The sequence below is a fragment of the Streptomyces sp. NPDC050617 genome, assembly GCF_040654795.1.
In the GTDB taxonomy this organism is placed as follows: Bacteria; Actinomycetota; Actinomycetes; order Streptomycetales; family Streptomycetaceae; genus Streptomyces.
Genome location: NZ_JBFAIS010000001.1, coordinates 79,938 through 105,543, shown reverse-complemented (window position 1 = coordinate 105,543; position 25,606 = coordinate 79,938). Strand labels below are relative to the sequence as shown.

Sequence of the window (25,606 nt, the reverse complement as noted above, 5' to 3'; positions counted from 1 at the left end):
CGAATCCTGGTGCGGGGGCGCTTCGTGTTGCCGGGCCCGGGTTCTCGCTTCAGCACGTCCGATCGAGCACGTCCGATGCCCGCCAGCACGGGGCGCCGCTCCGCTGCAAGGGTGGACCGGTGAACAACAACCATCCATTTGCCCCTATATCATGAAGAAATGGCCTCGCATGAACTATGCGACCGCCACTCTGATAGTGAGCAGCGTCAGCACTTTCCTGCTACCCCTCGACTTCACTGTCGTATCCGTCGCCCTCCGGGATATCCAAAAAGAATTCCATGCGACATTCAGCGAACAGCAATGGATCGTCAACGGCTACACCATGACCTTCGCGGCCCTGCTGATGGCGGGCGGCGGGCTCGCCGATCTCCTCGGCCGCCGAAAGGTATTCCTGTCGGGGCTCTCGCTGTTCACCGCCGGTTCGCTCCTCGCCGGGGCAGCGCCCTCGATCCTCTGGCTCACTCTCGGGCGGGTCGTGCAGGGGGTCGGCGCCGCCGCGATGTTCAGTTCGGCGCTGGCACTGCTGGTGCAGGAGTTCACCGGGCGACGCCGTACGACCGCCTTCGCGGTGTTCGGGGTCGCCTCGGGGCTGGGCGCGGCGCTGGGGACCTTCGTCGGCGGGCTGGCGGTCGGGCTCGGCGGGTGGCGGTGGGCGTTTCTCATCAACGTGCCCGTCGGCGCCGCCATGCTCGTACTGGGCCTGCTGCGCACCAGGGAGTCCAGGGACCCGGAGGCCACGCGCCTGGACCTGGCGGGCCTGGTCCTCTTCAGCGGCGCGATGCTGCTGCTCGTGTACGCCGTGGTCACGGCGCCCCGGGCCGGGTGGTCGAGTCCCGTCACGGTGGCGGCCCTGGCGCTCTCCGCCGTGCTGCTGGCCGCATTCGTCCGCGTGGAGTTGCGGAAGCGCTATCCGCTGATCGACCTCAGGCTGTTCACGAACCCCGGATTCGTCGGCGTCTGCATCGTTCCCGTGGTTCTCAGTTTTGGATTCTGGGGGCTTTTCCTGACCACGCCGCTGTATTTCCAGGGCGTTCTCGGTTACAGCCCGCTGCAGGCCGGGCTCGCCATGCTGCCCTTCGCCGTGCCGCTGTTCGGCGCGGGCCCGCTGGGCGCGCGGCTGGCCCGTCTGCTGTCCTCCGGGGCCCTCCTCGGCCTCGGACAGCTCCTCGTCGGGCTCGGGGCCGCCCTGCTCGCGCTCGCCCCGCTCGGCAGCGGCTGGCCGGAGTACGCGGCCGGCGGGCTCCTCGGCGGACTGGGGACCGGGCTCGTCAACGGGGAGATGAGCAACGTAGCCATCGGCCTCGTGCCCGCCGCGCGCTCCGGCATGGCCTCGGGCATCAACTCCACGGCGCGGATCGTCGGCATGACAGCGGCGTTCGGCGGCATGGGGGCACTGTTGGCCGCTGTCGTCTCGCACCAGCTGGCAGCGCACGCCGGCCATATCGCGGGCGTCCGCGAACGGCTTACGGAACTGGCTACCGGAGTCGCCATCGGGGACATCCGCGGCGCCACGGCGTCCCTGCCGCCGACCGCGCGGCACGCCTTCCACGCGGCGGCGGACTCCGCCTACGAGACCGGGTTGCACACCGCCTTCATGGTGAGCGCCGTCGTGGCCTTCCTGGGTGCGGCGGCCACCCGGCTGCTGATCCGGCCGGCCCTCGGGCGGGAGGCGGGCCGCGATGCGTGATCTCGACTTCGAGCGGTGCTGGCGTGCCACCTTGAGCCGCGACACACGGTTCGACGGCGTCTTCTACTCGGCCGTCAGGACGACGGGGGTCTACTGCCGGCCGAGCTGCCCCGGCTGCCCCAAAAGGGAGAACGTCTGCTTCTACGGGAGTTCGGCCGCCGCCCAGGGCGCGGGGTACCGGGCCTGCAAGCGGTGCAACCCGGACGCGAGTCCGGGGTCGCCGGAGTGGGACGTACGGGCCGACGTGGTCGGCCGCGCCATGCGGCTGATCGGCGACGGCGTCGTCGACCGGGACGGCGTGTCGGGACTGGCCGAGAGACTCGGCTACACGGCGCGCCACCTGCACCGGCAGCTCGTCGCGGAGATCGGCGTCGGGCCGCAGGGGCTGGCGCGGGCCCGGCGCGCCCAGACGGCGCGAGTGCTGCTGGAGACGACCGGGTTGCGGGTCACGGACGTGGCGACGGCCGCCGGCTTCTCCAGCCTCCGCCAGTTCAACGACACGATGCGCACCGTCTTCGGCACGTCCCCGACGGCTCTGCGGCGCGGGAGCGGCGGAAGCGCGGACACCACAGGGGCGGTCACGGTGCGCCTGTCGGTCCGTGAACCCTTCGACGGGCCGGGGCTCCTGCGGTTCTTCGCCGCACATGCCGTGCCGGGCGTCGAGGAGGTGATCGAGGCCGGAGCGCTGAGCACGTACCGCAGAAGCCTGTCGCTGCCTCGGGGCGCGGGGACGGTCGCCCTGACGCCGGTCGGCGACCACGTCCGCGCCGAGTTCCGGCTCCAGGACATCCGGGACCTGGCGGCGGCCATCCACCGGTGCAGGCGGCTGCTCGACCTGGACGCCGACCCGGTGGCCGTCTCGGAGCTGCTGGCGCGGGACGAGGTGATCGCGCCGCTGGTACGCGGCAACCCGGGACTGCGCGTTCCGGGACGGGCCGACGGTCCGGAGCTCATGGTCAGGGCCCTGCTGGGGCCCCGCTCCCCCGCCACGACGGCGGCGCTGGCCCGGCTGGTGCGGCATTGCGGCACGCCGCTGCGGTCGCCGACGGGCGGTGTCACGCATCTGTTCCCGAGCCCGGAAACGCTCGCCGAGGCGGATCTCGCCGCCCTGCTGCCGCCCCGCCGGGCCTCGGCGATACGCGCCGCCGCGACGGGATTGGCCTCCGGCGCCCTCGTCCTCGGAGACGGCGCGGACCGGGCCGAGGCGGAGCGGCAGTTGCTGCGGCTGCCGGGCATCGGCTGCCGGGCCGCCGGGTACGTCGCGCTGCACGGGCTCCGCGACCCGGACGTCTTCCTGGCTGGGGACCGGACGGCACGTGCCGCCCTCACGCGGCTCGGCCGGGCCGTCGACGCGGCGGGAGCGGCCCGGCTGGCCGAGCGCTGGCGTCCTTGGCGGTCGTACGCACTCGTACACCTGTGGTCGAGCGTCGAAACGGCCGGGGCGGACGGCTGAGCCCTCGGCCGGACCGTTCCGTACGGGCCGCCATACGGCCCCACGCCGTCCTGGCGGGCCTGGCCTGTCCCGGAGGGGGGCGGCCGGGTTGCCGGGGGCGTGAGGGGGGCCGTACGGCTCGTACAGGGTGTACAGGGCGGGCCGGGCGGGTGGCAGGGTCAGTCGTGCCAGGCGCCGAGGTTGTCCAGGAGCTCCTGGAGGGGCTCGAAGAGGCCGGGTGGGGCGGTGACGGCGAGTTCTCCGGAGAGGGGGTCGCCGGGGCGGCCGCCGGTGCGGGCGCCGGCTTCGCGGGCTATGAGGGCGCCGGCCGCGAAGTCCCAGGGGTTGAGGCCGCGCTCGTAATAGCCGTCGAGGCGGCCGCAGGCCACGTCGCACAGGTCGATGGCGGCCGAGCCGGCGCGCCGGATGTCGCGCACGCGCGGCAGCAGGGCGCGGACCACCTCGGCCTGGGCCGCCCGGCGCTCGGTGAGGTAGCCGAAGCCGGTGCCGATCAGGGCCTGTTCGAAGGCGGGGGCGGGGTTGCAGCGCACCCGGTCCTCGCCGGCGTACGCGCCCTCGCCGAGGACCGCGTGGTAGGTCTCGCCGCGCATCGGGGCCGCGACGACGCCGACCACCGCCTCGCCGTGCAGCTCGGCGGCGATGGAGACCGACCAGGAGGGCAGGCCGTAGAGGTAGTTCACGGTGCCGTCGATCGGGTCGATGACCCAGCGCACGCCGCTGCTGCCCGTCGTGCTGGCGCCCTCCTCGCCCAGCAGCCCGTCGTCCGGGCGCGTCTCGGCGAGGAAGTCGGTGATCAGCTTCTCGGCGGCGATGTCCATCTCGGTGACGACGTCGATGGGGCTGGTCTTGGTGGCGGCCACGCCGAGGTCGGCGGGGCGGCCGTCGCGCAGCAGCTCGCCGGCGCGGCGGGCCGCTTCGAGCGCGACGGCGAGGAGCTCGTCCTTGAGGGGGCGGTCGGTCACGGCTCTCCTAGATCGTGTGGGGCGGCGGCGTACACCGAAGGGGCGCGCCGGTCACTCGGCGGCGCCCGCGGCGGCCGGGCGCGGGGTCCGCGCGGGGCAGCAGCCCACCGGGCAGACGTCGTGGCTGGGGCCGAGCGCGCCCAGCGCGCAGCGCTGCGGCGCGGCGCCGCGCTCGGTCGCCGCCCGCTCCAGGACCAGGTCCCGCACGGCCGCGGCGAAGCGCGGGTCCGCGCCGACCGTGGCGGCGCGGGCGACGGGCAGGCCCAGCTCCCGGGCCTTCGCGGCGGCCTCGGTGTCGAGGTCGTACTTGACCTCCATGTGGTCCGAGACGAAGCCGATGGGGACCATCACGGCGGCCGGCGCGCCCTCGGCGTGCAGGGCCTCCAGGTGGTCGCAGATGTCGGGCTCCAGCCAGGGGATGTGCGGGGCGCCGCTGCGGGACTGGTAGACGAGCTGCCAGGGGTGGTCGGCGCCGGTCTCCTCGCGGACCGCGTCGGCGATGAGGCGGGCGACGTCGAGGTGCTCGGCGACGTACGCCCCGCCGTCGCCGTGGGCGGGCACGGGGCCGGAGGTGTCGGCGGCGGCGGTCGGGATGGAGTGCGTGGTGAAGGCCAGGTGCGCCCCGGCCCGCAGCCCCTCGGGGAGCTCGGCGAGGGCGGCGAGGGTCGCGTCGACCATGGGCCGTACGAAGCCGGGGTGGTTGAAGTAGTGCCGCAGCTTGTCCACGCGCGGCGGCTCGACGCCCTCGGTCTCCAGCGCGGCGAGCGACTCGGCGAGGTTCTCGCGGTACTGGCGGCAGCCGGAGTACGAGGCGTACGCGCTGGTGGCCAGGGTGAGGACGCGGCGGTGGCCGTCGGCCGCCAGCTCCCGGAGGGTGTCGGTCAGATACGGCGCCCAGTTGCGGTTGCCCCAGTAGACCGGGAGGTCCAGGCCGTGCTCCGCGAAGTCCTTGCGGAGCGCCTGGAGCAGCTCGCGGTTCTGCGCGTTGATCGGGCTGACGCCGCCGAAGAGGAAGTAGTGCTGCCCGACCTCTTTGAGCCGCTCGCGGGGGATGCCACGGCCGCGGGTGACGTTCTCCAGGAACGGCACCACGTCGTCCGGGCCTTCCGGTCCGCCGAAGGAGAGCAGGAGGAGGGCGTCATACGGGGCGGGGGCTGGCTGATCCGACATACGTCCGATCCTGCCACCCCCCACTGACAGTCCGACCCTGCCACCCCCTGCCGGCAGGCGGAAAATACCGGTGCGGCGGATGGCGGCCACCCGTAACCTGTACCGGCCACGAACATCCCTTACCGGTGGAGTCCACCCCTTGCCCAGTCCCTACCGCGCGATATTCGCCGCCCCCGGCGCGAAGGGTTTCTCGACCGCCGGCTTCTTCGGCCGGATGACGCTGTCGATGATGAGCATCGGCATCGTCACAATGGTCTCCCAGCTCACCGGCCGCTACGGGCTGGCCGGCGCGCTCTCCGCGACGGTCGCGGTCGCCGACGCGGTGGCGGGGCCCCAGATATCCCGGCTCGTGGACCGGCACGGGCAGCGCCGGGTGCTGCGCCCCGCGACGCTCATCACGACGGCGGCCCTCGCGGGGCTGCTGGTGAGCACGCAGCAGCGGTGGCCGGACTGGACGCTGTTCGTCTTCTCGGCGGGCGTCGGCTGCGTGCCGAGCGTCGGCGCGATGGTCCGGGCCCGCTGGGCCGCGATATACGGGGACTCGCCGCATCTGCTGCACACCGCCTACAGCGCCGAGTCCGTGATCGACGAGGTGTGCTTCATCTTCGGGCCGATCATCTCCATCGGCCTGTCCACCTCCTGGTTCCCGGAGGCGGGGCCGCTGCTGGCGGGCTGCTTCCTGATCGGCGGGGTCTTCGCGCTGACCGCGCAGCGCGCCACGGAGCCCGTACCGCACCCGCGCGGTGAGCACTCCGGGGGCTCCGCGCTGCGCTCCCCGGGGCTCCAGGTGCTGGTGGCGACGTTCGTGGCGACAGGGGTGATCTTCGGGTCGCTCGACGTGGTGACGGTGGCGTTCGCCGACGACCAGGGCCACAAGTCCGCCGCCAGCCTGGTGCTGGCGGTGTGCGCGCTGGGGTCCTGTCTGGCCGGCGCGGTCTACGGGCTGCTGCGGTTCAAGAGCGCGCCGTACCGCCGCTGGCTGCTGGGCGTGTGTGCGATGGCCGTGAGTATGATCCCCCTCCAACTGGTCGGGAACCTGCCGTTCCTGGCCGTGGCGCTCTTTGTCGCGGGCCTGTCCATCGCGCCGACGATGGTGACCACCATGGCCCTCGTCGAGCAGCATGTACCGCGCGCGAAGCTGACCGAGGGCATGACGTGGACGAGCACCGGGCTCGCGGTCGGATTCGCGCTCGGCTCGTCGGCCGCCGGCTGGGTGGTGGACGCGTCCGGGCCCGCGGCGGGGTACGCGGTGTCCGGCGTGGCGGGTGCGCTCGCGGCCGCGGTCGCGTTCCTCGGGTACCGCCGGCTGCGGCCGGCGCCGCATCGGGAGGGGTCTGGCGCACATGACCGAGACGAGCAGCGCGTGGCGGAACTGGGCGGGGAACGTCGTGGTCCGGCCCGCGAGGACCGTGACGCCCTCCAGCGCGGAGGAGCTGGCGGCGGCGGTCCGCAGGGCGGCTGAGGACGGGCTGCGGGTGAAGGCGGCGGGCACGGGCCACTCCTTCACCGCCGCGGCGGCCACCGACGGCCTCCTCATCCGGCCCGAACGCCTCACCGGCGTCCGGAAGATCGACCGTACGGCCGGGACCGTGACGGTCGCGGCGGGCACCCCGCTCAAGCGCCTCAACGAAACGCTCGGCGCGCACGGGCTGTCGCTGGCCAACATGGGCGACATCACGGAGCAGACGGTCTCCGGCGCGGCCGGCACCGGCACGCACGGCACCGGCCGGGACTCCGCCTCGATCGCCGCCCAGATCACGGGCCTTGAGCTGGTGACGGCGGACGGCTCGGTGCTGACGTGCTCCGAAAAGGAGAACCCGGAGGTGTTCGCGGCGGCCCGGCTCGGCCTCGGCGCGCTCGGGGTGATCACGTCCGTCACCTTCGCCGTGGAGCCGGAGTTCTGGCTCACGGCCCGCGAGGAGCCGATGCCCTTCGACCGGGTCACGGCCGAGTTCGAGCAGTTCGTGGCCGAGAACGAGCACTTCGAGTTCTACTGGTTCCCGCACACCGCCAACTGCAACACCAAACGCAACAACCGCAGTCCGGGCCCGGCCGCGCCGCCCTCGCCGCTGAGCGCCTGGATCGAGGACGAGTTCCTCTCCAACGGCCTCTTCCAGGCCGTCTGCGCGCTGGGCCGGGCGGCGCCGGCGACCATACCGGCCATCGCCAGGATCTCCAGTCGCGCGCTGTCGGCCCGTACGTACACCGACATCCCGTACAAGGTCTTCACCAGCCCCCGCCGGGTCCGCTTCGTGGAGATGGAGTACGCGCTGCCGCGCGAGGCGGCCGTGGCGGCGCTGCGCGAGCTGAAGGCGATGGTCGAGCGGTCGAACCTGCGGATCAGCTTTCCGGTGGAGGTACGGACCGCTCCCGCCGACGACATCCCGCTCTCCACCGCGTACGGCCGTGAGACCGCCTACATCGCGGTACACCAGTACCGGGGCACCCCGCACCACGCCTACTTCTCCGCGGCCGAGCAGATCATGACGGCGCACGGCGGGCGACCGCACTGGGGGAAGCTGCACAGCCGCGACGCCGCGTATCTGGCCGGGGTCTATCCGCGCTTCGGCGAGTTCACGGCGGTGCGGGACCGGCTGGACCCGCACCGCCTGTTCGGCAACGACTACCTGCGGAGGGTGCTGGGGGCCTGAGCCGGCGGCCGGGCGCTACGAGTCCGAGCCCGAGCCGGCGCCCTGGGCGCCGGCCGCGGCGGCGTCGTTCTGCTGCGCGCCGGGGTCGGGGTTCTGGTTCCCGCTGCCGGGCTTGCCGTCGGTCTGGCCGCCGCCCTTGCCCTTGTCCTTGTCCTTGCCGGAGCCCGTGCCGCCGTCCGCGCCGCCCTGGTCCGAGCCGCCCTGCGACTGGGAGGGGGTGGGGGTCGGCTGCTGCGTGGGCGTCGAGCCGTCGCCGCCCGCCGGGTTCGAGGGCGTCGAGTGCGGCGACGGCTTGTCGCCGCTGCCGCTGCCGCCGCCGGACTGGTCGGCGCCCGGGGACTGCGTCGAGCCGTCGCCGGAGGTGCCGCCTTCGGAGGAGTGGCCGGTGCCGGGGGTTCCGGAGGGCGTGACCGGGGCGTGGTTCCCGGAGTCGTTCGAGCGGAAGAGCTGCTGGAAGGTGGTGCCGCTCTTGCCGTCGGGCGTGGAGCCCGTGGCCAGTTCGACGACGGTGACGGTGACCATCGCGAGCACGAAGATCAAGATCGCGTGGAGCAGCGGGCTCTTCCAGCGTCGCAGCCGGGTGCCGTGCGTGGTGGCCGAGGTGAACTCCTCGGACCCGGCCGCGGGGCCGGACGCCGGGTCGCCGCCCTGAGCCTGCCGCAGCAGCCGCGTGGAGTCCTCGGCGCGCGGGAGCATCTGCGTCGCCTCGACGCGCGGCAGCATCTGGGTGGCCTCGGCCTGCTTGAGGAGTTGCGTACGGTCCGGGTCGGCGTCGTCGCCCCGGTCCTGTCCCTGCTCCTGCCCGACCGCGGGGAGCATGGTCGTCGCCTGCTCGTCCCCGGCCGCGCCGCGAGACCAGTGGTCACTGTCCGTGTCCGCGACGGGGACTTGGCGCGCCTTCGGCTTCGCCAGGACCGTCACATCACGGATCTGTTCACCCGTTCGCCGGAAGAGGTGCTGAAAAATCGTGCCGCCTGTGGTGGCCACGACACTCACCACGCCCGCACCGATGATCGTTCCGTAGACGCCGAGCTTGCCCGCGAGGAGCGCGGCGATCACGGCGGCCAGTCCACTGCCGGCCACCTGGGCGATGCTGAGATCCAGCCGCTTACTCTGCGGTTTTTCCTCGCTTTCGTCCTTTACTTGCATCTCCAGCCTCTGCTTGCCCATTCACTCCACCCTGCACAGAGAAGGGACTTATGGGCGATGCGATCAGTTCCGATTTAGGTGATTGTGTGAACCTCGCCACTCACCTCGCCCCCAGGGGTGAACAGGCGCGCGATCAACTCCCTTGCCCCGCGAGAGGTTCCATGGCGCGCCGATCCACCCAGGTGGCCCGAATGGAGTACTGTGGCGAGCCCTGGCCCGGTATCCCGTCCGGCTGCCCGGACTCACGGGAGAGGGCCCCGGAAGGCCCTCCTCCGGAGGACGACATCCGGCACGGGAAGCGGGCTGTACAGGGCGAATGGCACGGTCACCGAGAGTGGCGAACCGGTAACCGTGGCATAACGGCGAATCGGGTCCCCGACCCGACACGCCGGTCAACTCGGCAATGTTGTGGCAGGCTGCACCCGGGCAGGCCACACTCGACTAGCGGAAGCAGCGACGCACGTGACGTCGGCAGGCACCACCCGGGAGGTCCCCATGCCCGAACTGCGTGTCGTGGCCGTCTCAAACGACGGCACACGGCTGGTGCTCAAGGCTGCGGACAGCACGGAGTACACGCTTCCGATCGATGAGCGGCTGCGCGCCGCCGTGCGCAACGACCGCGCCCGCCTCGGCCAGATCGAGATCGAGGTGGAGAGCCACCTCCGCCCGCGCGACATCCAGGCCCGGATACGGGCCGGAGCCTCCGCCGAGGAAGTCGCGCAGATGGCGGGCATCCCCGTCGACCGCGTCCGCCGCTTCGAGGGCCCCGTGCTCGCCGAGCGCGCCTTCATGGCCGAGCGGGCCCGCAAGACGCCCGTGCGGCGCCCCGGCGAGAACACCGGTCCGCAGCTCGGCGAGGCCGTCGCGGAGCGCCTGCTGCTGCGTGGCGCCGAGAAGGACACCGCCCAGTGGGACTCCTGGCGGCGCGAGGACGGCACCTGGGAGGTGCTCCTCGTCTACCGCGTCGCGGGCGAGATGCGCTCGGCGAGCTGGACGTACGACCCGCCCCGGCGGATCGTCCAGGCCATGGACGACGAGGCCCGCGTCCTGATCGGCGAGAGCGACGACACGCCCGAGCCGAGCTTCCCCTTCGTGCCGCGCATCGCCCGGCTGCCGCGGGACCGGCCGCTCGACCGCGCGCTGGACCGGCAGTCGCCGTCGTCCGCCGCCGAGCCCGAGCCGGAGCCGCCCACCGAGGACGCGCCGCGGGAGCGCGACTCCCTGACGAGCCTCCTGGAAGCCGTGCCCAGTTTCCGGGGCGACATGATCGTGCCGGAGCAGCCCACCGGCGACACGTCGGAGGAGCCCGACGACGAGGAGCCGGAGGCGGCCGAACCGCCCGCGCCGGCGGCCAGCGCCGGATCGGCCTACGCGGACGTGCTGATGCCGCGCTCGGTGGCGGGCCACCGGGACCGGCTCACGGGCACCACGGACCGGCAGGCCGAGGCCGACGGCGTACGGCCGGGGCGGCGCGCCGCCGTCCCGAGCTGGGACGAGATCGTCTTCGGCACCCGCCGCAAAAAGCAGGAGTAGCGGGCCACCGCCCCTTGGATCGGCAGGTGCGGAATCGTTGCGCCTGTGGCCGTCCGGCTGGGCCGCCGGTGGTGCCGGTGGGCTCGGGCCCCGGGCGAGGGGTTTGGGTCGGCGGGGTGTGAGGTGCGCCCCGGCCCGTACGTACCGCGGGCGTCGACCGGTTCGGGCGGGCCCGGTCAGCCGGGCGCGCGTACCCAATTCCGGCCCGTACAGCCCCTGCTCGTACAGCCACGGCTCGTACGGCCCCACCATCTCGCTGCCCCCGGCCCGTACGAGCCAGGGGCAGCGATCGTGGGGCGGTCCCGTGCTCACCGCGGGCGTCGTCAGCCCGGTTCCGCTCCCGTGGCCACCGGGCGGGCCGTGTCGGCGGACCATTCGCTCCAGGAGCCGACGTACAGCGCCGCCGGGATGCCCGCGACCGCCAGGGCCAGGACCTCGTGGGCGCCCGACACGCCCGAGCCGCAGTAGACGCCGACCTCGGTTTCGCCGTTCGCGCCGAGGGACGCGAAGCGGGCCGCCAGGTCGGGGGCCGGGCGGAAGCGGCCGTTTTCGGCCACGTTCTCCGTCGTGGGCGCGGATACCGCGCCGGGGATATGGCCGCCGACCCGGTCGATCGGTTCGACCTCGCCCCGGTAGCGCTCCCCCGCCCGCGCGTCGAGCAGGACGCCCCGGCGGGCCAGCGCCGCCGCGTCGTCGGCCGCCAGCAGCCCCGCGGCCCCCGGCTCCGGCTCGAAGTCGCCCGCCTCGGGGGCCGTGGCCTCGGTGGAGAGGGCCCCGCCGGAGGCCGTCCACGCCGCCAGGCCCCCGTCCAGGACGCGTACGTCCGTGTGCCCCGTCCAGCGCAGCAGCCACCAGCCGCGGGCCGCCGCCCACCCCTGGCCGCCGTCGTAGACGACCACCGCCCGGTCGGCGCGGACCCCCGCGCGGCGCATCGCGGCGCCGAAGGCCGCGACGTCCGGCAGCGGGTGGCGGCCCCGCTCCCCCGCCGGGCCCGCCAGTTCGCTGTCGAGGTCGATGTAGACGGCGCCGGGGAGGTGCCCGGCCTCGTACTCCGGACGGCCGGGCGGGCCGCCGAGCTGCCAGCGGATGTCCAGGAGAACCGGCGGGCGGGCCGCCGCCAACTCGCTCGCGAGTTCGGATGCGGTGATGATGGCATTCATAAGGACCATCCTCGCGCAGCGACCGGCGCCCGTGTCCGGCGTTCCGGTCCGTGGCGGCGATGGTCCGATACCGGACGGCAACGGCGCCGAAACGGATGCGACATGCCGATTCGGGCAGGCTCCGGGGGGAACCCGCCAAATCCGGCGCGGCCGGGGCGCACACCATGACAGGCGGTGCGAACATCTGGACTGGCCCCGTCCCCGTACCACCCCGCGCGCCGACGACCGGCCCGGGTGACACGGCCACCACGATCGTCCGAGGAGAGAGTGACGATGACCGAGGAAACGACTCGGCGCACCCCTGGAACGCCATGCTGGACCAGCCTCATGGTGCACAGCCTGGCGGCGACGCAGGAGTTCTACAGCGGCCTGTTCGGCTGGACGTACCACTCGGGCCCGGGGCAGCTCGGTCCGTACGTGCGCGCGGAGCTGAACGGCCGGCCCGTGGCCGGCATCGGCGAGCTGCCGCCGGGCCGGCAGCTCCCGGTCTCGTGGACGACGTATCTCGCGAGCGACGACGCCGACATCACGGCCGAGCGGATCCGGTGCTGCGGCGGCACGGTGGGCGTCGGTCCCCTCGAAGCGGAGGAGGAGGGGCGGCTGGTGATCGCCATGGACCCGTCCGGCGCGACGTTCGGCGTCTGGGAGGGGCGCCGCCACCTCGGCACGCAGGGCGCGGGCGTGCCCGGCACGCCGGTCTGGCACGAGCTGCTGACCGGCGAGACCACGATGATCGCCAAGTTCTACGAGTCCGTCTTCGGTTATGAGACCGAGGCCGTGGTGGCGGCGGACTTCGACTATCTGACCCTCAATGTGAACGGTTCGCCCGCGGCCGCGATCCACGGCGTCGGCAACGCGCTCCCACGCGACCAGGGGCCGCGCTGGATGACGTATTTCGAGACGGCGGACACGGACGCGGCGGCCGGCCTGGTGACCGAGCTGGGCGGGCAGGTGCTGGCGCCGCCCCGCGACGCCGCGCCGGGCCGGCTGGCCACGGTCGCGGACCCGGAGGGCGCGGTCTTCAGCCTGCTCCGCAGCAGTACACCGGCGCCGAAGGCGGGCTGAGCGGGGGGGGGCGGCCGTACGGGCGCGGGCTCAGACCGGCCGCGGCGCGTACGGCCGGTGGGCCTCGGCGTCCACGGGCAGGACGTCCGGGGAGAGCGCCCCGGCCCCGGCGGTCGCCGCCGTCATCCGGCGGATGTGGTGGCGGCGGCACAGCACCTCGTACCCCACGGTGTCCTGCGCCCCGTCCACGTCGCCGACGACGACCTGCGCGCCCTCGATGACCATCTGGCCGGCCACGGTGCGGGCGTTGTGCGTGGCCCGCGCCCCGCACCAGCAGAGCGCCTCCACCTGGAGGACCTCTATCCGGTCGGCGAGTTCGACGAGCCGCTGGGAGCCGGGGAAGAGCTTGGTGCGGAAGTCCGTGGTGATGCCGAACGCGAAGACGTCGAGCGCGAGGTCGTCGACGACGCGGGCCAGCTGGTCGATCTGGTCGGGGGCGAGGAACTGGGCCTCGTCGGCGATGACGTAGTCGGCCCGGCCGCCCGCGGAGAGGTGGGCGACGACGTACGCGTAGAAGTCGAAGCCGTCCGCGGCCTCGACGGCCTCGGTGACGAGGCCGAGCCGGGAGGAGAGCTTGCCCTCCCCCGCCCGGTCGTCGCGGGTGAAGATCATCCCTTGCAGGCCGCGGGCCGAGCGGTTGTGCTCGATCTGCAGAGCGAGTGTGCTTTTGCCGCAGTCCATCGTTCCGCTGAAGAACACCAGCTCGGACATGAGGGGGCGGGGGCCTTTCGGTCGTGCGGGAGCGTGGGGCGGGATGCGGGAGGGGGAACAGAGGTTCAGGTGCGTACTTCGAGGAGCGGAACGAACTGCTCCACGGGGGTCATCGAGCCGTGCAGGCCGACCATCCTCGACTCGTTCGGCTCGGTCCGCGAGGCCACGATGGCGATGTCGTCGCGGGCGGCGGCGACGACATCGCCGATCCGGCCGCGCACCCGCTCGTCCACGCCGTCGCCGGGCCGCCCGAACCAGCCCGCCTCGATCGCCTCGTCGCGGCCCGCCACCCACATCTGCTCGCCGAGCACCTCGCGCCAGCAGGCCAGCACGTCGCCGGCCGCGCCCGGCACCGCGTACACATGGCGGCAGCGGCCCTCGCCGCCGAGGAGCGCCACGCCCGCGCCGAGCTCCCAGTCCTCGTCGAAGTCGATGCGCGACTCGGGGTCGAAGGGGATGTCGATCATGCCGTGGTCGGCGGTGACGTACAGGACGGAGCGGGGCGGCAGCTGCTCGGCGAGGCGCTGGGCGAGCCGGTCGACGTACATCAGCTGGCCGCGCCATTCGTCCGAGTCGACGCCGAAGCGGTGGCCCGCCCCGTCGACCTCGCTGTAGTAGGTGTAGACGAGCGAGCGGTCGGCGGCCGCCAGCCGGTCGGCGGAGAGGTCCATGCGGTCCTCGCCGAGCTGCCGGCCGTGGAAGGTCCCGCCGCTGAGCGCGATCTTGGTCAGCGGGGTGTGCTGGAAGTCGGGGGCGGACACCTGGCAGGTGTGCACGCCCGCGGCGTCGGCGAGCTGGAAGACCGTGGGGTACGGCTGCCACACGTACGGGTCGGTCCAGGGCTGCCAGCGCAGCTGGTTCATCAACTGACCGGTGGCCGGGTCGCGGACCGTGTAGCCGGGGAGGCCGTGTGCGCCGGGCGGCAGGCCGGTGCCGACGGAGGCCAGGGAAGCGGCCGTGGTGGCGGGGAAGCCCGCGGTCATCGGCTGCCCGGTGCCGTTCATGGAGCTGCCCAGCAGCGAGTGCAGGAACGGGGCCTCGGCGGGGTGGGCCGTCAGCAGCTCCCAGCCGAGGCCGTCGATCAGGAACACGCAGGCGCGGTCGGCGGGCTCCAGGTGGAGGCCGGAGGTGATGCCGGGGACCTCCAGGCCCGCGGCGACGGCGGGCAGGAGGTCGGACAGGGCGCCCGCGCCGTAGCGCGGGAGGGGGGCGGAACGGGGGTCGAGCGGGTGCGGGTCCTGCCAGGACGTGGCGGGACCGGAGGCGTAGTCGGTCATCAGCGGCCGGTCGCCGCCGTCGCCTCGGACAGGGACTGCGCGAACGCCAGGGTCTGGCGCACGGTGTCGGGCCCGTCCCCCGCCTCGCTGACGCGCAGGCTCAGGTCGTCGGCGGTGGAGGAGCCGGTGTAGCCGTGGTCGGCCTCGCAGTTAGGGTCGCCGCAGGCGGCGGGCTCCAGGTCGAGGCGGGCGACCGCGCCCCAGCCGATGGTCAGCACGACCTCGCGGGGCAGGGTGCCGGGGGTGTACGACTCGGGGTTGGCCACGACGCGGCTGAGCACCACCGAGGAGATCCGGCCGAGCTTCACGGACTCGGTGGAGGTCGTGGCGTACGGCGACGGCGAGGTGCCGTCGGCCGCCTGCTCGTCGGTGTGGCTCACGATGAAGCGGGTGCCGGTCAGCACGAGGACCGTGACGTGCCGGCGGACCTCGTTGGAGTCGAAGGTCGTCTCCTGGTGAACCAGATAGGACACGACCGGCTCACCGCCCACGGCGGCCTCCACCGCCTCGGCCACGAGGGCCGGGTAGTAGCCGCTGCGCTCGATCGCCGCGCGCAGCCCTTGGGTCGTCGTACCGGTCTTCGCCATACGCCCATCCTACGGGGCGTATGGGTCTCAGTAGGCGGGCAGTCGGCGGGGGCCCAGGTCGGTGCGGACGGGCGGGGGCGCGAGGCGCAGGGCGGCGCCCAGGACCTGGAGGCCGTGCGGGGCGACGACCACGGGCTCCAGGTCGGCCGCGACGACCTCGGGGTGGTCGTCGACGAGGCGGGAGACGCGCAGCAGGAGCTCTTCGAGCGCCTTGGTGTCCACGGGGGTGGTGCCGCGCCAGCCGAAGAGGAGCGGGGCCGTGCGGATGGACCGGATCAGCTCGGCGGCGTCCCGGTCGGTGGCCGGTACGAGCCGGTGCGCGGTGTCGCCGAGCAGCAGGGAGGGCGCCCCGGCCAGCCCGAAGGAGAGCACCGCGCCGACGGCCGGGTCGATGGTGGCCCGTACGACCGTGTCGACGCCGCGCGGGGCCATCGACTGCACGACGAGCCGCAGCTCCTCGGGCTTGCCGAGCAGCTCGGTCAGCTCGGCGTAGGCGCGGCGCAGTTCGCGCTCGCCGCCGAGGTCGAGGCGGACCCCGCCGAGGTCCGCGCGGTGGCGCAGGTGCGGCGCGGTGGGCTTGAGGGCCACGGGGTAGCCGAGCCGCTCGGCTGCGCGTACGGCCTCGTCGGGGCCGGGCGCGGGGAGCGCGGGCAGCACGGGGATGCCGTACCGGGCCAGCAGCCGCTGGGTGTCCGCGGCGGACAGCTGCACGGAGCGGGGGGCGGGTGCGGCCGGGGCGTCGCCGCCCGCGTGCGCGGCGCGCCCGTACGCGGCCTCGCCGTGCGCGGCGAGCAGCACGTCGATGTCGGCCGCGGCCCCGGCCTCGTCGATGTCCTCGTACTCCGGGACCCGCCCGGGCGTGGCGGTCCCCTTGCGCCACTGCGCGTACCGGGCGGCCTGGGCCAGCGCCCGTACGGCCCGTTCGGCGGCGGGGTAGGAGGGGATGCCGCCCGCGGCGGGGCCCGGCGCGGCTTCCGGGTCCTCCCGCGGGGCGGCCAGCGCCTCGGCCAGGCCCGGTATTTCGAGGTGCACGACGGCCACCGGCTTCGCTGTCGGGGCGGCGGCCACCGCCTCGCGCAGGGACTGGGCGAGCTGCGCGGCCGAGGCGTCGCCGACCCAGGGGATGGCGGTGACGACGACCGCGTCGCAGAGGTCGTCGGCGAGGGCGTCGGCGAGCGCCGCGCGGAAGTCGGCCGGCCCGGCGGACGTGGTGAGGTCGCGCGGCCGCAGCGGGCGGAGCCGCTCGGTGAGGCAGGCGTCGTAGGTGAGGAGGGCGAGGGAGTCCGAATTGCCGAGGATGGCGACGCGCGGGCCGCCGGGCAGCGGCTGGGCCGCCAGCAGCAGCCCGGTGTCGGCGAGTTCGGTGACGGTGTCCACGCGGATGACCCCGGCCTGCCGGAACAGGTCGGAGACGGTGGCGTCCGGGATGCGGGTGGTGGGCACGGCGTGGCCGGAGGGGGCGGTGCCGCCGTGCCGGGCGCCCTTGACGACGACGACCGGCTTGACGGCGGCGGTGCGCTTGGCGAGGCGGGTGAACTTGCGCGGGTCGCCGATGGATTCGAGGTACATGACGACGACGGCGGTCTCCGGGTCGTCGTGCCAGTACTGGAGGAAGTCGTTGCCGGAGACGTCGGCGCGGTTGCCGGCCGAGACGAAGGTGGAGACGCCCGCGAGCGAGGCCGCGCGGCGGTGCAGTCCCGAGAGCAGCGCGATGCCGATGGCGCCGGACTGGGAGAACAGCCCCACCTGTCCGGCGGCGGGCAGCTCGGGCGAGAGGGAGGCGTTGAGCCGGACGCCGGAGGCGGTGTTGATGAGGCCGAACGCGTTGGGGCCGATGACGCGCATGCCGTACGAGCGGGCCTGGCGGACCAGTTCGCGCTGGCGGTCGCGGCCCTCGGGGCCGCTCTCGGCGTATCCGGCGGAGAGCACGACGAGGCCCTGCACGCCGTGCTCGCCGCAGTCGGCGACGGCTGCGGGCACCTGGTCGGCGGGGACCGCGACGACCGCCAGGTCGACGGTCTCCCCGATGTCGCCGACCGAGCGGTAGGCGGGGACGTCCTCCGGGAGCAGCCGCGAGGCGCCTGCCGGGAAGGCCCGGTTGACCGCGTACGTACGGCCGGTGAAGCCGCCCGCCAGGACGTTGCGCAGGGCGGTGCGGCCCACGCCGCCGGGCTCCCGGCCGGTGCCGACGACGGCGACGGAGCCGGGGGCGAGCAGCCGCTGCACGGAGCGGGCCTCGGCGCGCTGCTCGCGGGCCCGCTGGACGGCGAGGGACTGGTCGGTGGGTTCCAGGTCGAATTCGAGGCGGACGACGCCGTCCTCGAAGGAGCGCTTCTGGGTGTACCCGGCGTCCGTGAAGACCTTGATCATTTTGGTGTTGGCGGGCAGCACCTCGGCGGCGAACCGGCGGATCGAGCGCTCGCGGGCGACGGCCGCGATGTGTTCGAGGAGGGCGGAGGCGACGCCGCGGCCCTGGTGCGCGTCCTGGACGAGGAACGCCACCTCCGCCTCGTCGGCGGGGGCGGTGGCGGCCATGCCGCGCGCGTCGATGCGGTCGTAGCGGACGGTGGCGATGAACTCGTCGCCGACCGTGGCGGCGAGGCCGACCCGGTCCACGTAGTCGTGGTGGGTGAAGCGGTGGACGTCGCGGTCGGACAGGCGCGGATAGGGGGCGAAGAAGCGGTAGTACTTCGACTCGTCCGAGACCTGCTCGTAGAAGCTGGTCAGGCGCTGCGCGTCGGCTTCGGTGATGGGCCGGATCTGAGCCGTGCCGCCGTCGCGCAGCACGACATCGGCTTCCCAGTGGGTCGGGTACGCGGCGTGCTCCGACGGCGTGTGCATGGGGCCAGCGTACGACCGGGCGCCGACAGAGCTCGGCTCGCGGACACCGGAGGGTCGGGGCAGGGTGGGGAGGGGCGCGGCGGGCGCGGGAGCACGGCAGGTGGAGGCGGGTGACGGCGGGCGGGGCGGCACAATGGAGGAGGGAGCAGGGGGCGGCGCGGCGCCGGACGTCTCCGCAGGAGCGACGGCGGCACCGTGAGAGACTGGTCTAGACAACCAATGACGACTTGAAGGGCAACACCATGGTTGAGCGCCGCGTCACCGTCGGCTGGGCCGAGGGGCTGCACGCCCGCCCCGCGTCGATCTTCGTCCGAGCCGCGACCGCCTCGGGCGTCCCCGTGACGATCGCCAAGGCCGACGGCAACCCGGTCAACGCCGCCTCCATGCTGGCGGTGCTGGGCCTGGGCGCCCAGGGCGGCGAGGAGATCGTCCTCGCCTCCGAGGCCGACGACGCCGAGGCCGCGCTCGACCGCCTCGCGAAGCTGGTCGCCGAGGGCCTCGAGGAGCTCCCGGAGACCGTCTGATTCGGTTTCCACCGGCGCGGCACGGCCGCGCGCGGCGACGGGCCGCGGTGACTGTTCTCACGGTCGCCGCGGCTTTTGCGTGCGTACAGGCGGCACTCGCGCACGCAGAAGGCCCCGGCCGGGAGGGCCGGGGCCTTCTGTGCGAGGTTCAGAGGCTGACGCCGTGCGCGCGCAGGTACGCGACGGGGTCGATGTCGGAGCCGTACTCGGGGGACGTACGGGCCTCGAAGTGCAGGTGCGGGCCGGTGACGTTGCCGGTGGCGCCCGAGAGGGCTATCTGCTGCCCCGGAGTGACCGTCTGGCCGACGGAGACGCCGATGGAGGAGAGGTGCCCGTACTGCGTGTACGTGCCGTCGTTCATCTTGATGACGATGTTGTTGCCGTACGCGCCGCCCCAGCCGGCCTCCACGACGGTGCCCGCGCCCACGGCGTGCACGGAGGAGCCCTGGCCGGCGTGGAAGTCGACGCCGGTGTGGCTGCCGGAGGACCACAGTCCGCTGGACGCCTTGTAGCCGGTGGAGACGTACGAGCCGTCGACCGGCAGGACGAAGGCGTTGAGCCGCCTGCGCTCCTCGTCTCGGGCGGCCTTCGCCTTGGCGGCGCGCTCCGCGTCGGCCTTCCGCTTGGCCTCCTCGGCGCGCTTCTTGGCCTCGGCGGCCTTCGCCTTGGCCTCGGCTTCGGCCTTCGCCTTGGCGGCGGCCGCCTCGGCCGCGTGCTGCTGGGTGTCGGCCTGGGCGCCGATGCTGTCGGCGACGTCGTTGCTCATGACGACGGCCTGGGTGAGGCCGGTGTCCTCGACCTGCGGGGCGCGGTCGCCGCCGGACGCGAGGGCCGGGGAGGCGAGGCCGGCGACGACGCCGGTCGCGGCCAGGGTCGCGACCCCCGCCGCGTTGGCGCCGACGCGCACGGCGCGGCTCGGACGACGGTGCTTCCCGGTGGCACGGGTGAACGCCATAGGTACGGCTGATCCTTTCCTTCCTTCTCGCCTACCGGGTTAGCTGACGGGTTCGGAGCAGGAAGGTCTCCTACGGGCCCCTCCGGGAAGGGGTCCGATTCACCCCAGGGACGTGTGGGTCCCCGGCTCCCCTGGCTCACGCCATCTCGGGGACTCGGCGATGGTTGCCCGGGGCCGCGGATGCGACTCACATCTGACGGACAACCGCCACGAACTTATTCGGCGCTTCTTTCAATCGGCAAACAGAACCGCGATTTTGTGCCCTAGGCCACACAGCAGAAAGGCAACCTCTCCGATAAACCGGACATACAGCGGGGCGCGAAGGCCCCAAAGGTCCCTCGCGCCCCACTCACCCCGTTATGGGGGTCCTGCCGTTATCGCGGTCCTTTTTCCCGGCGGTCAGCCGGAGACGACCGTCACCTCTCCGATGCCGAGCGCCTTGACGGGCCCCTGGATCTCCGCGGCGTCGCCGACGAGGACCGTGACGAGCCGGTCGGCCGGGAAGGCGCTGACGGCGGCCGCGGTGGCCTCCACCGTGCCGGTCTCCGCGAGGCGCGCGTACAGCTGGGCCTGGAAGTCGTCCGGGAGGTGCTGCTCGACCTGGTCGGCGAGCGTCCCGGCGACGGCGGCGGCCGTCTCGTACTTCAGCGGGGCGACGCCCACGAGGTTCTGCACGGCGACGTCGCGCTCGGCGTCCGTCAGCCCCTCGGCGGCCAGCGTCCGCAGCACGGTCCACAGGTCCGCGAGCGCCGGTCCGGTGGACTCGGTGTCCACCGAGCCGCTGATGGCCAGCAGCGAGGCGCCCGTGGACCCCTGGAGGGCCGTGGGCTCCGAGGAGCGCAGCACCTGGGCGTAGGAGCGGACACCGTAGGTGTAGCCCTTCTCCTCGCGCAGGACGCGGTCCAGGCGCGAGGTGAGGGTGCCGCCGAGGCAGTACGCGCCGAGGACCTGGGCGGGCCAGACGCGGTCGTGCCGGTCGGGGCCGATCCGGCCGATGAGCAGCTGGGTCTGCACGGCGCCGGGGCGGTCCACGATCACCACCCGGCCGGTGTCGTCGGCGGTGATGGGCGTGACCGGATACGGCTCGGCGGTGCCGCCGGTCCACGTGCCGAGCGTGTCCGCGAGGGCCTCGGCCAGGTCGACGCCGGTGAAGTCGCCGACGACCACGGCGGTCGCGGTGGCGGGCCGTACGTGCGCCTCGTAGAAAGCCCGTACGGCCGCGGCGTCGATGTTCCGGACGGTGTCCTCGGTGCCCTGGCGGGGCCGCGACATGCGGGCGCCCGCGGGGAAGAGCTGCTTGGACAGCGCCATGGCGGCCCGCCGGGCCGGGTTGGCCAGCTCGTGCGGGATCTCGTCGAGGCGGTTGCCCACGAGCCGCTCGATCTCGCTGTCCGCGAAGGCCGGCGCCCGCAGCGCGTCGGCGAGCAGGGCCAGCGCCTTGGGCAGCCGGGAGGCCGGGACCTCCAGCGAGACCCGGACGCCCGGGTGGTCGGCGTGCGCGTCGAGGGTGGCGCCGCAGCGCTCCAGCTCGGCGGCGAACTCCTCGGCGGAGTGCTTGTCGGTGCCCTCGGACAGGGCGCGCGCCATGATCGTGGCGACGCCGTCCAGCCCGGCCGGCTCGGCCTCCAGCGGCGCTTCGAGGTTGACCTCCACGGCGACGACCTGCTGGCCGGGGCGGTGGCAGTGCAGCAGCGTGAGGCCGTTGGGCAGCTGGTCGCGCTCGGGGGCCGGGAAGGCCCACGGGGTGGGGGCGCCGGGCTGCGGCTGCGGGTGGAACTGCATGGTGGTGGTGGCCACGGTGTCGCTCACTGGCCCGCCTCCTGCTCTTCGGCGTTCTTCGCGATGTCTTCGATGGCTCCGTCGGCCGCCTGCCCGGCGTCCGCCGGCTCGGTCTCCGCCGGCTCGGTCGGCTCGTAGACGAGCACCGCGCGGTTGTCGGGGTGCAGCCGGGCCGCGGCGACGGCCCGCACCTCCTCCGCGGTGACGTCCAGTACGCGCCCCACGGCGGACAGCGCGAGCTGCGGGTCGCCGAACAGCACGGCGAACCGGGCCAGTTCGTCGGCGCGCCCGCCGACCGTGGCGAGCCGGTCCAGCCACTCGCGCTCCAGCTGGGCCTGGGCCCGCTCCATCTCCTCCGGGGTCGGCCCCTCGGCGGCGAACCGGGCCAGCTCCTCGTCGACCGCGGCCTCGATGGCCGGCACCTCGACCCCGCCGGACGTCTTGACGTCCAGCCAGCCGAGGGAGGGCGCGCCCGCCAGCCGCAGCATCCCGAAGCCGGCGGCGACGGCGGTGCGGTCCCGGCGGACCAGGCGGTTGTGGATCCGCGAGGACTCGCCGCCGCCGAGGACGGTGAGGGCGAGGTCGGCGGCGTCCGCCTCGCGCGTGCCGTCGTGCGGCAGGCGGTAGGCGGACATCAGGGCGCGGGCGGGCACCTCGGCCTCGACGACCTGGCGCAGCTCCGTGCCGATGGTGTCGGGCAGGGTCCCGTCGCGGGGCGGCTGCTTGCCGTCGTGCGAGGGGATGGTGCCGAAGTACTTCTCGATCCAGGCGAGGGTCTGCTCGGAGTCGATGTCGCCGACGACCGAGAGGACCGCGTTGCCGGGGGCGTAGTACGTGCGGAAGAAGGCCCGCGCGTCCTCCAGGGAGGCCGCGTCGAGGTCGGCCATCGAGCCGATGGGCGTGTGGTGGTAGGGGTGGCCGTCGGGGTAGACCATGGCCGTCAGCTTCTCGAACGCCGTGCCGTAAGGCACGTTGTCGTAACGCTGGCGGCGCTCGTTCTTGACGACGTCCCGCTGGTTGTCCATGGACTCTTCGTCGAGCGCGGTGAGCAGCGAGCCCATCCGGTCGGCCTCCAGCCAGAGCGCGAGCTCCAGCTGATGGGCCGGCATGGTCTCGAAGTAATTGGTGCGCTCGAAGCTCGTGGTGCCGTTCAGGGAGCCGCCGGCGCCCTGCACCAGCTCGAAGTGGCCGTTCCCCTTGACCTGCGCGGAGCCCTGGAACATCAGGTGCTCGAAGAGGTGAGCCAGGCCCGTACGGCCCTTGACCTCGTGGCGGGAACCGACGTCGTACCAGAGGCAGACCGCGGCGACCGGGGTCAGGTGGTCCTCGGAGAGCACCACCCTCAGGCCATTGGCCAGGCGGTGCTCGGTCGCTGTCAGGCCGCTGGTACCGGCCTGTTGCGTGGCCGTGTGACCCATGGGCATGTACGTCCCTTCGCTGCGTGATGACCCGCGTGATGTCCCGCGTTCAAATCGGTCCTGTCACTGTATGCAAGCGCGCTGACATCTGGCGAAGTTCCCGGCGAGGAACGCTCTTACGGACGGGTCGCGGTCGGCGTTGTCAGTGGCGCGGTCCACAATGGTCGGCGTCACCACCCCGCACCGGTACATGAAGGAGCCGCAGCCGCGATGGCCCGCCGCAGCACGAAAACCCCGCCGCCGGACGACTTCGAGGAGCGCATCCTCGACATCGACGTCGTCGACGAGATGCAGGGCTCCTACCTCGAGTACGCCTACTCGGTCATCTACTCGCGCGCCCTGCCCGACGCGCGCGACGGGCTGAAGCCGGTGCACCGCCGCATCCTCTTCCAGATGAACGAGATGGGCCTGCGCCCGGAGCGCGCGCACGTGAAGTGCGCCCGCGTCGTCGGCGAGGTGATGGGAAAGCTCCACCCGCACGGGGACGCCTCGATCTACGACGCGCTCGTGCGCATGGCGCAGCCCTTCTCGATGCGCGTGCCGCTGGTCGACGGGCACGGCAACTTCGGCTCGCTCGGCAACGACGACCCGCCGGCCGCCATGCGGTACACCGAGGCGAAGATGGCGGCGGCCTCGTCGCTGATGACGGACTCGATCGACGAGGACACCGTCGACTTCGCGCCGAACTACGACGGCAGCGAGCAGGAGCCGGTCACCCTCCCCGCCGCCTACCCGAACCTGCTCGTCAACGGCGCGTCGGGGATCGCGGTCGGCATGGCGACGAACATGCCGCCGCACAATCTGGGCGAGGTCATCGCCGCCGCCCGGCATCTGATCAAGCATCCGAACGCCGACCTCGACACCCTGATGAAGTACGTGCCGGGGCCGGACCTGCCGACAGGCGGCCGGATCGTGGGCCTGTCCGGCGTCCGGGACGCGTACGAGACGGGGCGCGGCAGCTTCAAGATCCGCGCCACGGTCACCGTGGAGAATGTGACGGCGCGCCGCAAGGGCCTCGTCGTCACGGAGCTGCCGTTCGCGGTCGGCCCCGAGAAGGTCATCTCCAAGATCAAGGACCTGGTCGGCGCGAAGAAGCTCCAGGGCATCGCGGACGTCAAGGACCTCACCGACCGCGAGCACGGCCTGCGGCTGGTCATCGAGATCAAGAACGGCTTCAACCCGGAGGCCGTCCTGGAGCAGCTCTACAAACTGACGCCGATGGAGGAGTCCTTCGGCATCAACAACGTCGCGCTGGTGGACGGCCAGCCGCTGACGCTGGGCCTCAAGGAGCTGCTGGAGGTCTATGTCGACCACCGCTTCGAGGTGGTCCGGCGGCGCAGCGAGTTCCGACGCACCAAGCGGCGCAACCGGCTGCACCTGGTCGAGGGGCTGCTCGTCGCGCTCATCGACATCGACGAGGTCATCCGCCTCATCCGGTCCAGCGAGAACGCGGCGAAGGCCAAGGAAGCCCTGATGGCGCGGTTCGGGCTGTCCGAGGTCCAGACGCAGTACATCCTGGACACCCCGCTGCGGCGGCTCACGAAGTTCGACCGGGTCGAGCTGGAGTCGGAGCGCGACCGGCTCAACGGCGAGATCGACGAGCTCACCGGAATCCTCGAATCCGACGCGGAGCTGCGCAAGCTGGTCTCCTCGGAACTGGCCGGCGTCGCCAAGAAGTTCGGCACCGACCGGCGCACGGTGCTGCTGGCCTCGGCGGGCGCGACGGTGGCGGCGGTGCCGCTGGAGGTCGCCGACGACCCGTGCCGGGTGCTGCTCTCCTCGACGGGGCTCCTGGCCCGTACGGCCAACGGCGGGCTGTCGTTCGACGAGGACGCCAAGCGCGTCAAGCACGACGTGATCGTCTCGGCGGTGCCGGCGACGGCGCGGGCCGACGTGGGCGCGGTGACCTCGGCCGGCCGGCTGCTGCGGCTGCCCGTGATCGATCTGCCGCAGCTCCCGGACACGGCCGCCGCGCCGAACCTGTCGGGCGGCGCGCCGGTCTCCGAGTTCCTGTCCCTGGACGACGGCGAGCGGCTGGTCTGCCTCACCACGCTGGACGAGTCCTCGCCGGGCCTCGCGATCGGCACGGAGCAGGGCGTGGTCAAGCGCGTGGTCCCCGACTATCCGGCGAACAAGGAGGAGTTGGAGGTCATCGGCCTCAAGGACGGCGACCGGATCGTCGGCGCGGTGGAGCTGCGCACCGGCGAGGAGGACCTGGTCTTCATCACGGACGACGCCCAGCTGCTGCGCTACCCGGCGGGCCAGGTCCGGCCGCAGGGCCGGCCCGCGGGCGGCATGGCGGGCGTCAAGCTGAGCGCGGGCGCGAAGGTCATCTCCTTCACCGCGATCGACCCGGCCGCGGACGCGGTGGTCTTCACGGTCGCGGGCTCGCACGGCACCCTGGACGACTCCTTGCAGAGCGCGAAGCTGACGCCGTTCGACCAGTACCCGCGCAAGGGGCGGGCGACGGGCGGGGTCCGCTGCCAGCGGTTCCTCAAGGGCGAGGACTGCCTGGTCACCGCCTGGGCGGGCGCGACCCCCGCGCGGGCCGCGGCCGCGAACGGCGCCCCGGTGGAGCTCCCGGAGATCGACCCGCGCCGCGACGGTTCGGGCGTCCCGATCCCGAAGCCGGTCGCGGTGGTCGCCGGGCCGGTGTAGGCGCGGAGCCGGACGGACAGCGGCGG

General features: G+C 73.4%; 19 protein-coding genes and 1 riboswitch. Of the genes, 8 read left to right on the top strand and 11 right to left on the bottom strand.

Going from position 1 to position 25,606, the window contains the following annotated elements; translation table 11 throughout:
* The first annotated feature begins 169 nt into the window (after window positions 1–169).
* Both AB0I49_RS00440 and AB0I49_RS00435 read left to right on the top strand, forming a co-directional pair.
* A complete protein-coding gene (locus AB0I49_RS00440) occupies window positions 170–1,687 on the top strand; it encodes an MFS transporter (protein ID WP_363224485.1) in 1,518 nt (505 codons plus the stop codon).
* On the top strand, window positions 1,680–3,140 hold the full coding sequence (locus AB0I49_RS00435) for an AlkA N-terminal domain-containing protein (RefSeq protein ID WP_363224484.1): 1,461 nt from the start codon (window positions 1,680–1,682) through the stop codon (window positions 3,138–3,140). The genes AB0I49_RS00440 and AB0I49_RS00435 overlap by 8 nt, the downstream gene beginning before the upstream one ends.
* A gap of 158 nt (window positions 3,141–3,298) precedes the next feature.
* On the opposite strand, the gene AB0I49_RS00430 is transcribed toward AB0I49_RS00435, so the two are convergent.
* Both AB0I49_RS00430 and AB0I49_RS00425 read right to left on the bottom strand, forming a co-directional pair.
* Complete coding sequence (locus AB0I49_RS00430) at window positions 3,299–4,102, bottom strand: inositol monophosphatase family protein (protein ID WP_363224483.1); 804 nt, start codon at window positions 4,100–4,102, stop codon at window positions 3,299–3,301.
* 51 nt (window positions 4,103–4,153) lie between these two features.
* The gene (locus AB0I49_RS00425) at window positions 4,154–5,272 is read right to left on the bottom strand and encodes a ferrochelatase (protein WP_363224482.1); all 1,119 of its coding nucleotides are present in this window, start codon (window positions 5,270–5,272) and stop codon (window positions 4,154–4,156) included.
* 139 nt (window positions 5,273–5,411) lie between these two features.
* On the opposite strand from AB0I49_RS00425, the gene AB0I49_RS00420 reads away from it, so the two are divergent.
* Both AB0I49_RS00420 and AB0I49_RS00415 read left to right on the top strand, forming a co-directional pair.
* Window positions 5,412–6,734 (top strand): MFS transporter, encoded by a 1,323-nt coding sequence (locus AB0I49_RS00420; protein ID WP_363224481.1) that lies wholly within the window; start codon window positions 5,412–5,414, stop codon window positions 6,732–6,734.
* Window positions 6,616–7,923 carry a D-arabinono-1,4-lactone oxidase gene (locus AB0I49_RS00415; protein ID WP_363224480.1) on the top strand — a complete coding sequence of 436 codons (1,308 nt, stop codon included), beginning with the start codon at window positions 6,616–6,618 and terminating at the stop codon, window positions 7,921–7,923. Before AB0I49_RS00420 ends, AB0I49_RS00415 begins: the two co-directional genes overlap by 119 nt.
* A 15-nt stretch (window positions 7,924–7,938) precedes the next feature.
* Here AB0I49_RS00415 and AB0I49_RS00410 read toward each other — a convergent pair whose 3' ends face one another.
* Window positions 7,939–9,093 (bottom strand): hypothetical protein, encoded by a 1,155-nt coding sequence (locus tag AB0I49_RS00410; protein ID WP_363224478.1) that lies wholly within the window; start codon window positions 9,091–9,093, stop codon window positions 7,939–7,941.
* 441 nt (window positions 9,094–9,534) lie between these two features.
* On the opposite strand from AB0I49_RS00410, the gene sepH reads away from it, so the two are divergent.
* Window positions 9,535–10,605 carry a septation protein SepH gene (sepH, locus tag AB0I49_RS00405; RefSeq protein WP_363224477.1) on the top strand — a complete coding sequence of 357 codons (1,071 nt, stop codon included), beginning with the start codon at window positions 9,535–9,537 and terminating at the stop codon, window positions 10,603–10,605.
* Window positions 10,606–10,928: 323 nt separating this feature from the next.
* On the opposite strand, the gene AB0I49_RS00400 is transcribed toward sepH, so the two are convergent.
* Window positions 10,929–11,765 (bottom strand): sulfurtransferase, encoded by an 837-nt coding sequence (locus AB0I49_RS00400; RefSeq protein WP_363224476.1) that lies wholly within the window; start codon window positions 11,763–11,765, stop codon window positions 10,929–10,931.
* A gap of 273 nt (window positions 11,766–12,038) precedes the next feature.
* Between AB0I49_RS00400 and AB0I49_RS00395 the strand changes: the two genes are divergently transcribed.
* On the top strand, window positions 12,039–12,830 hold the full coding sequence (locus AB0I49_RS00395; RefSeq protein ID WP_363224475.1) for a VOC family protein: 792 nt from the start codon (window positions 12,039–12,041) through the stop codon (window positions 12,828–12,830).
* A gap of 30 nt (window positions 12,831–12,860) precedes the next feature.
* Here the strand turns inward: AB0I49_RS00395 and AB0I49_RS00390 are convergent, their stop codons facing one another.
* From AB0I49_RS00390 to AB0I49_RS00375, 4 genes are all read right to left on the bottom strand, one after another.
* The gene (locus AB0I49_RS00390; protein ID WP_363224474.1) at window positions 12,861–13,541 is read right to left on the bottom strand and encodes a thymidine kinase; all 681 of its coding nucleotides are present in this window, start codon (window positions 13,539–13,541) and stop codon (window positions 12,861–12,863) included.
* Between the two features lie 65 nt (window positions 13,542–13,606).
* Window positions 13,607–14,818 (bottom strand): nucleotide pyrophosphatase/phosphodiesterase family protein, encoded by a 1,212-nt coding sequence (locus AB0I49_RS00385; RefSeq protein ID WP_363224473.1) that lies wholly within the window; start codon window positions 14,816–14,818, stop codon window positions 13,607–13,609.
* Window positions 14,818–15,405, bottom strand: coding sequence for a DUF5998 family protein (locus AB0I49_RS00380; protein ID WP_363224472.1), 588 nt, complete (start codon window positions 15,403–15,405; stop codon window positions 14,818–14,820). Before AB0I49_RS00380 ends, AB0I49_RS00385 begins: the two co-directional genes overlap by 1 nt.
* Before the next feature lie 27 nt (window positions 15,406–15,432).
* Window positions 15,433–18,246, bottom strand: a complete 2,814-nt coding sequence (locus tag AB0I49_RS00375; protein ID WP_363224471.1) for a GNAT family N-acetyltransferase — start codon at window positions 18,244–18,246, stop codon at window positions 15,433–15,435.
* 242 nt (window positions 18,247–18,488) lie between these two features.
* Here AB0I49_RS00375 and AB0I49_RS00370 point away from each other — a divergent pair, with 242 nt between their 5' ends.
* Window positions 18,489–18,770, top strand: coding sequence for an HPr family phosphocarrier protein (locus tag AB0I49_RS00370; RefSeq protein ID WP_030884355.1), 282 nt, complete (start codon window positions 18,489–18,491; stop codon window positions 18,768–18,770).
* 148 nt (window positions 18,771–18,918) lie between these two features.
* Here the strand turns inward: AB0I49_RS00370 and AB0I49_RS00365 are convergent, their stop codons facing one another.
* The 3 genes from AB0I49_RS00365 to AB0I49_RS00355 all read right to left on the bottom strand — a co-directional run bounded on the left by AB0I49_RS00365 (window position 18,919) and on the right by AB0I49_RS00355 (window position 22,928).
* Window positions 18,919–19,725, bottom strand: a complete 807-nt coding sequence (locus AB0I49_RS00365) for a M23 family metallopeptidase (protein WP_363224470.1) — start codon at window positions 19,723–19,725, stop codon at window positions 18,919–18,921.
* Between the two features lie 13 nt (window positions 19,726–19,738).
* Window positions 19,739–19,895: riboswitch (cyclic di-AMP (ydaO/yuaA leader) on the bottom strand.
* Window positions 19,896–20,124: 229 nt separating this feature from the next.
* On the bottom strand, window positions 20,125–21,507 hold the full coding sequence (locus AB0I49_RS00360; protein WP_363224944.1) for a pitrilysin family protein: 1,383 nt from the start codon (window positions 21,505–21,507) through the stop codon (window positions 20,125–20,127).
* A gap of 23 nt (window positions 21,508–21,530) precedes the next feature.
* Window positions 21,531–22,928, bottom strand: coding sequence for a pitrilysin family protein (locus AB0I49_RS00355; protein ID WP_363224469.1), 1,398 nt, complete (start codon window positions 22,926–22,928; stop codon window positions 21,531–21,533).
* Between the two features lie 204 nt (window positions 22,929–23,132).
* On the opposite strand from AB0I49_RS00355, the gene AB0I49_RS00350 reads away from it, so the two are divergent.
* Window positions 23,133–25,580, top strand: a complete 2,448-nt coding sequence (locus AB0I49_RS00350) for a DNA topoisomerase IV subunit A (RefSeq protein WP_363224468.1) — start codon at window positions 23,133–23,135, stop codon at window positions 25,578–25,580.
* The last annotated feature ends 26 nt before the right edge of the window (window positions 25,581–25,606 follow it).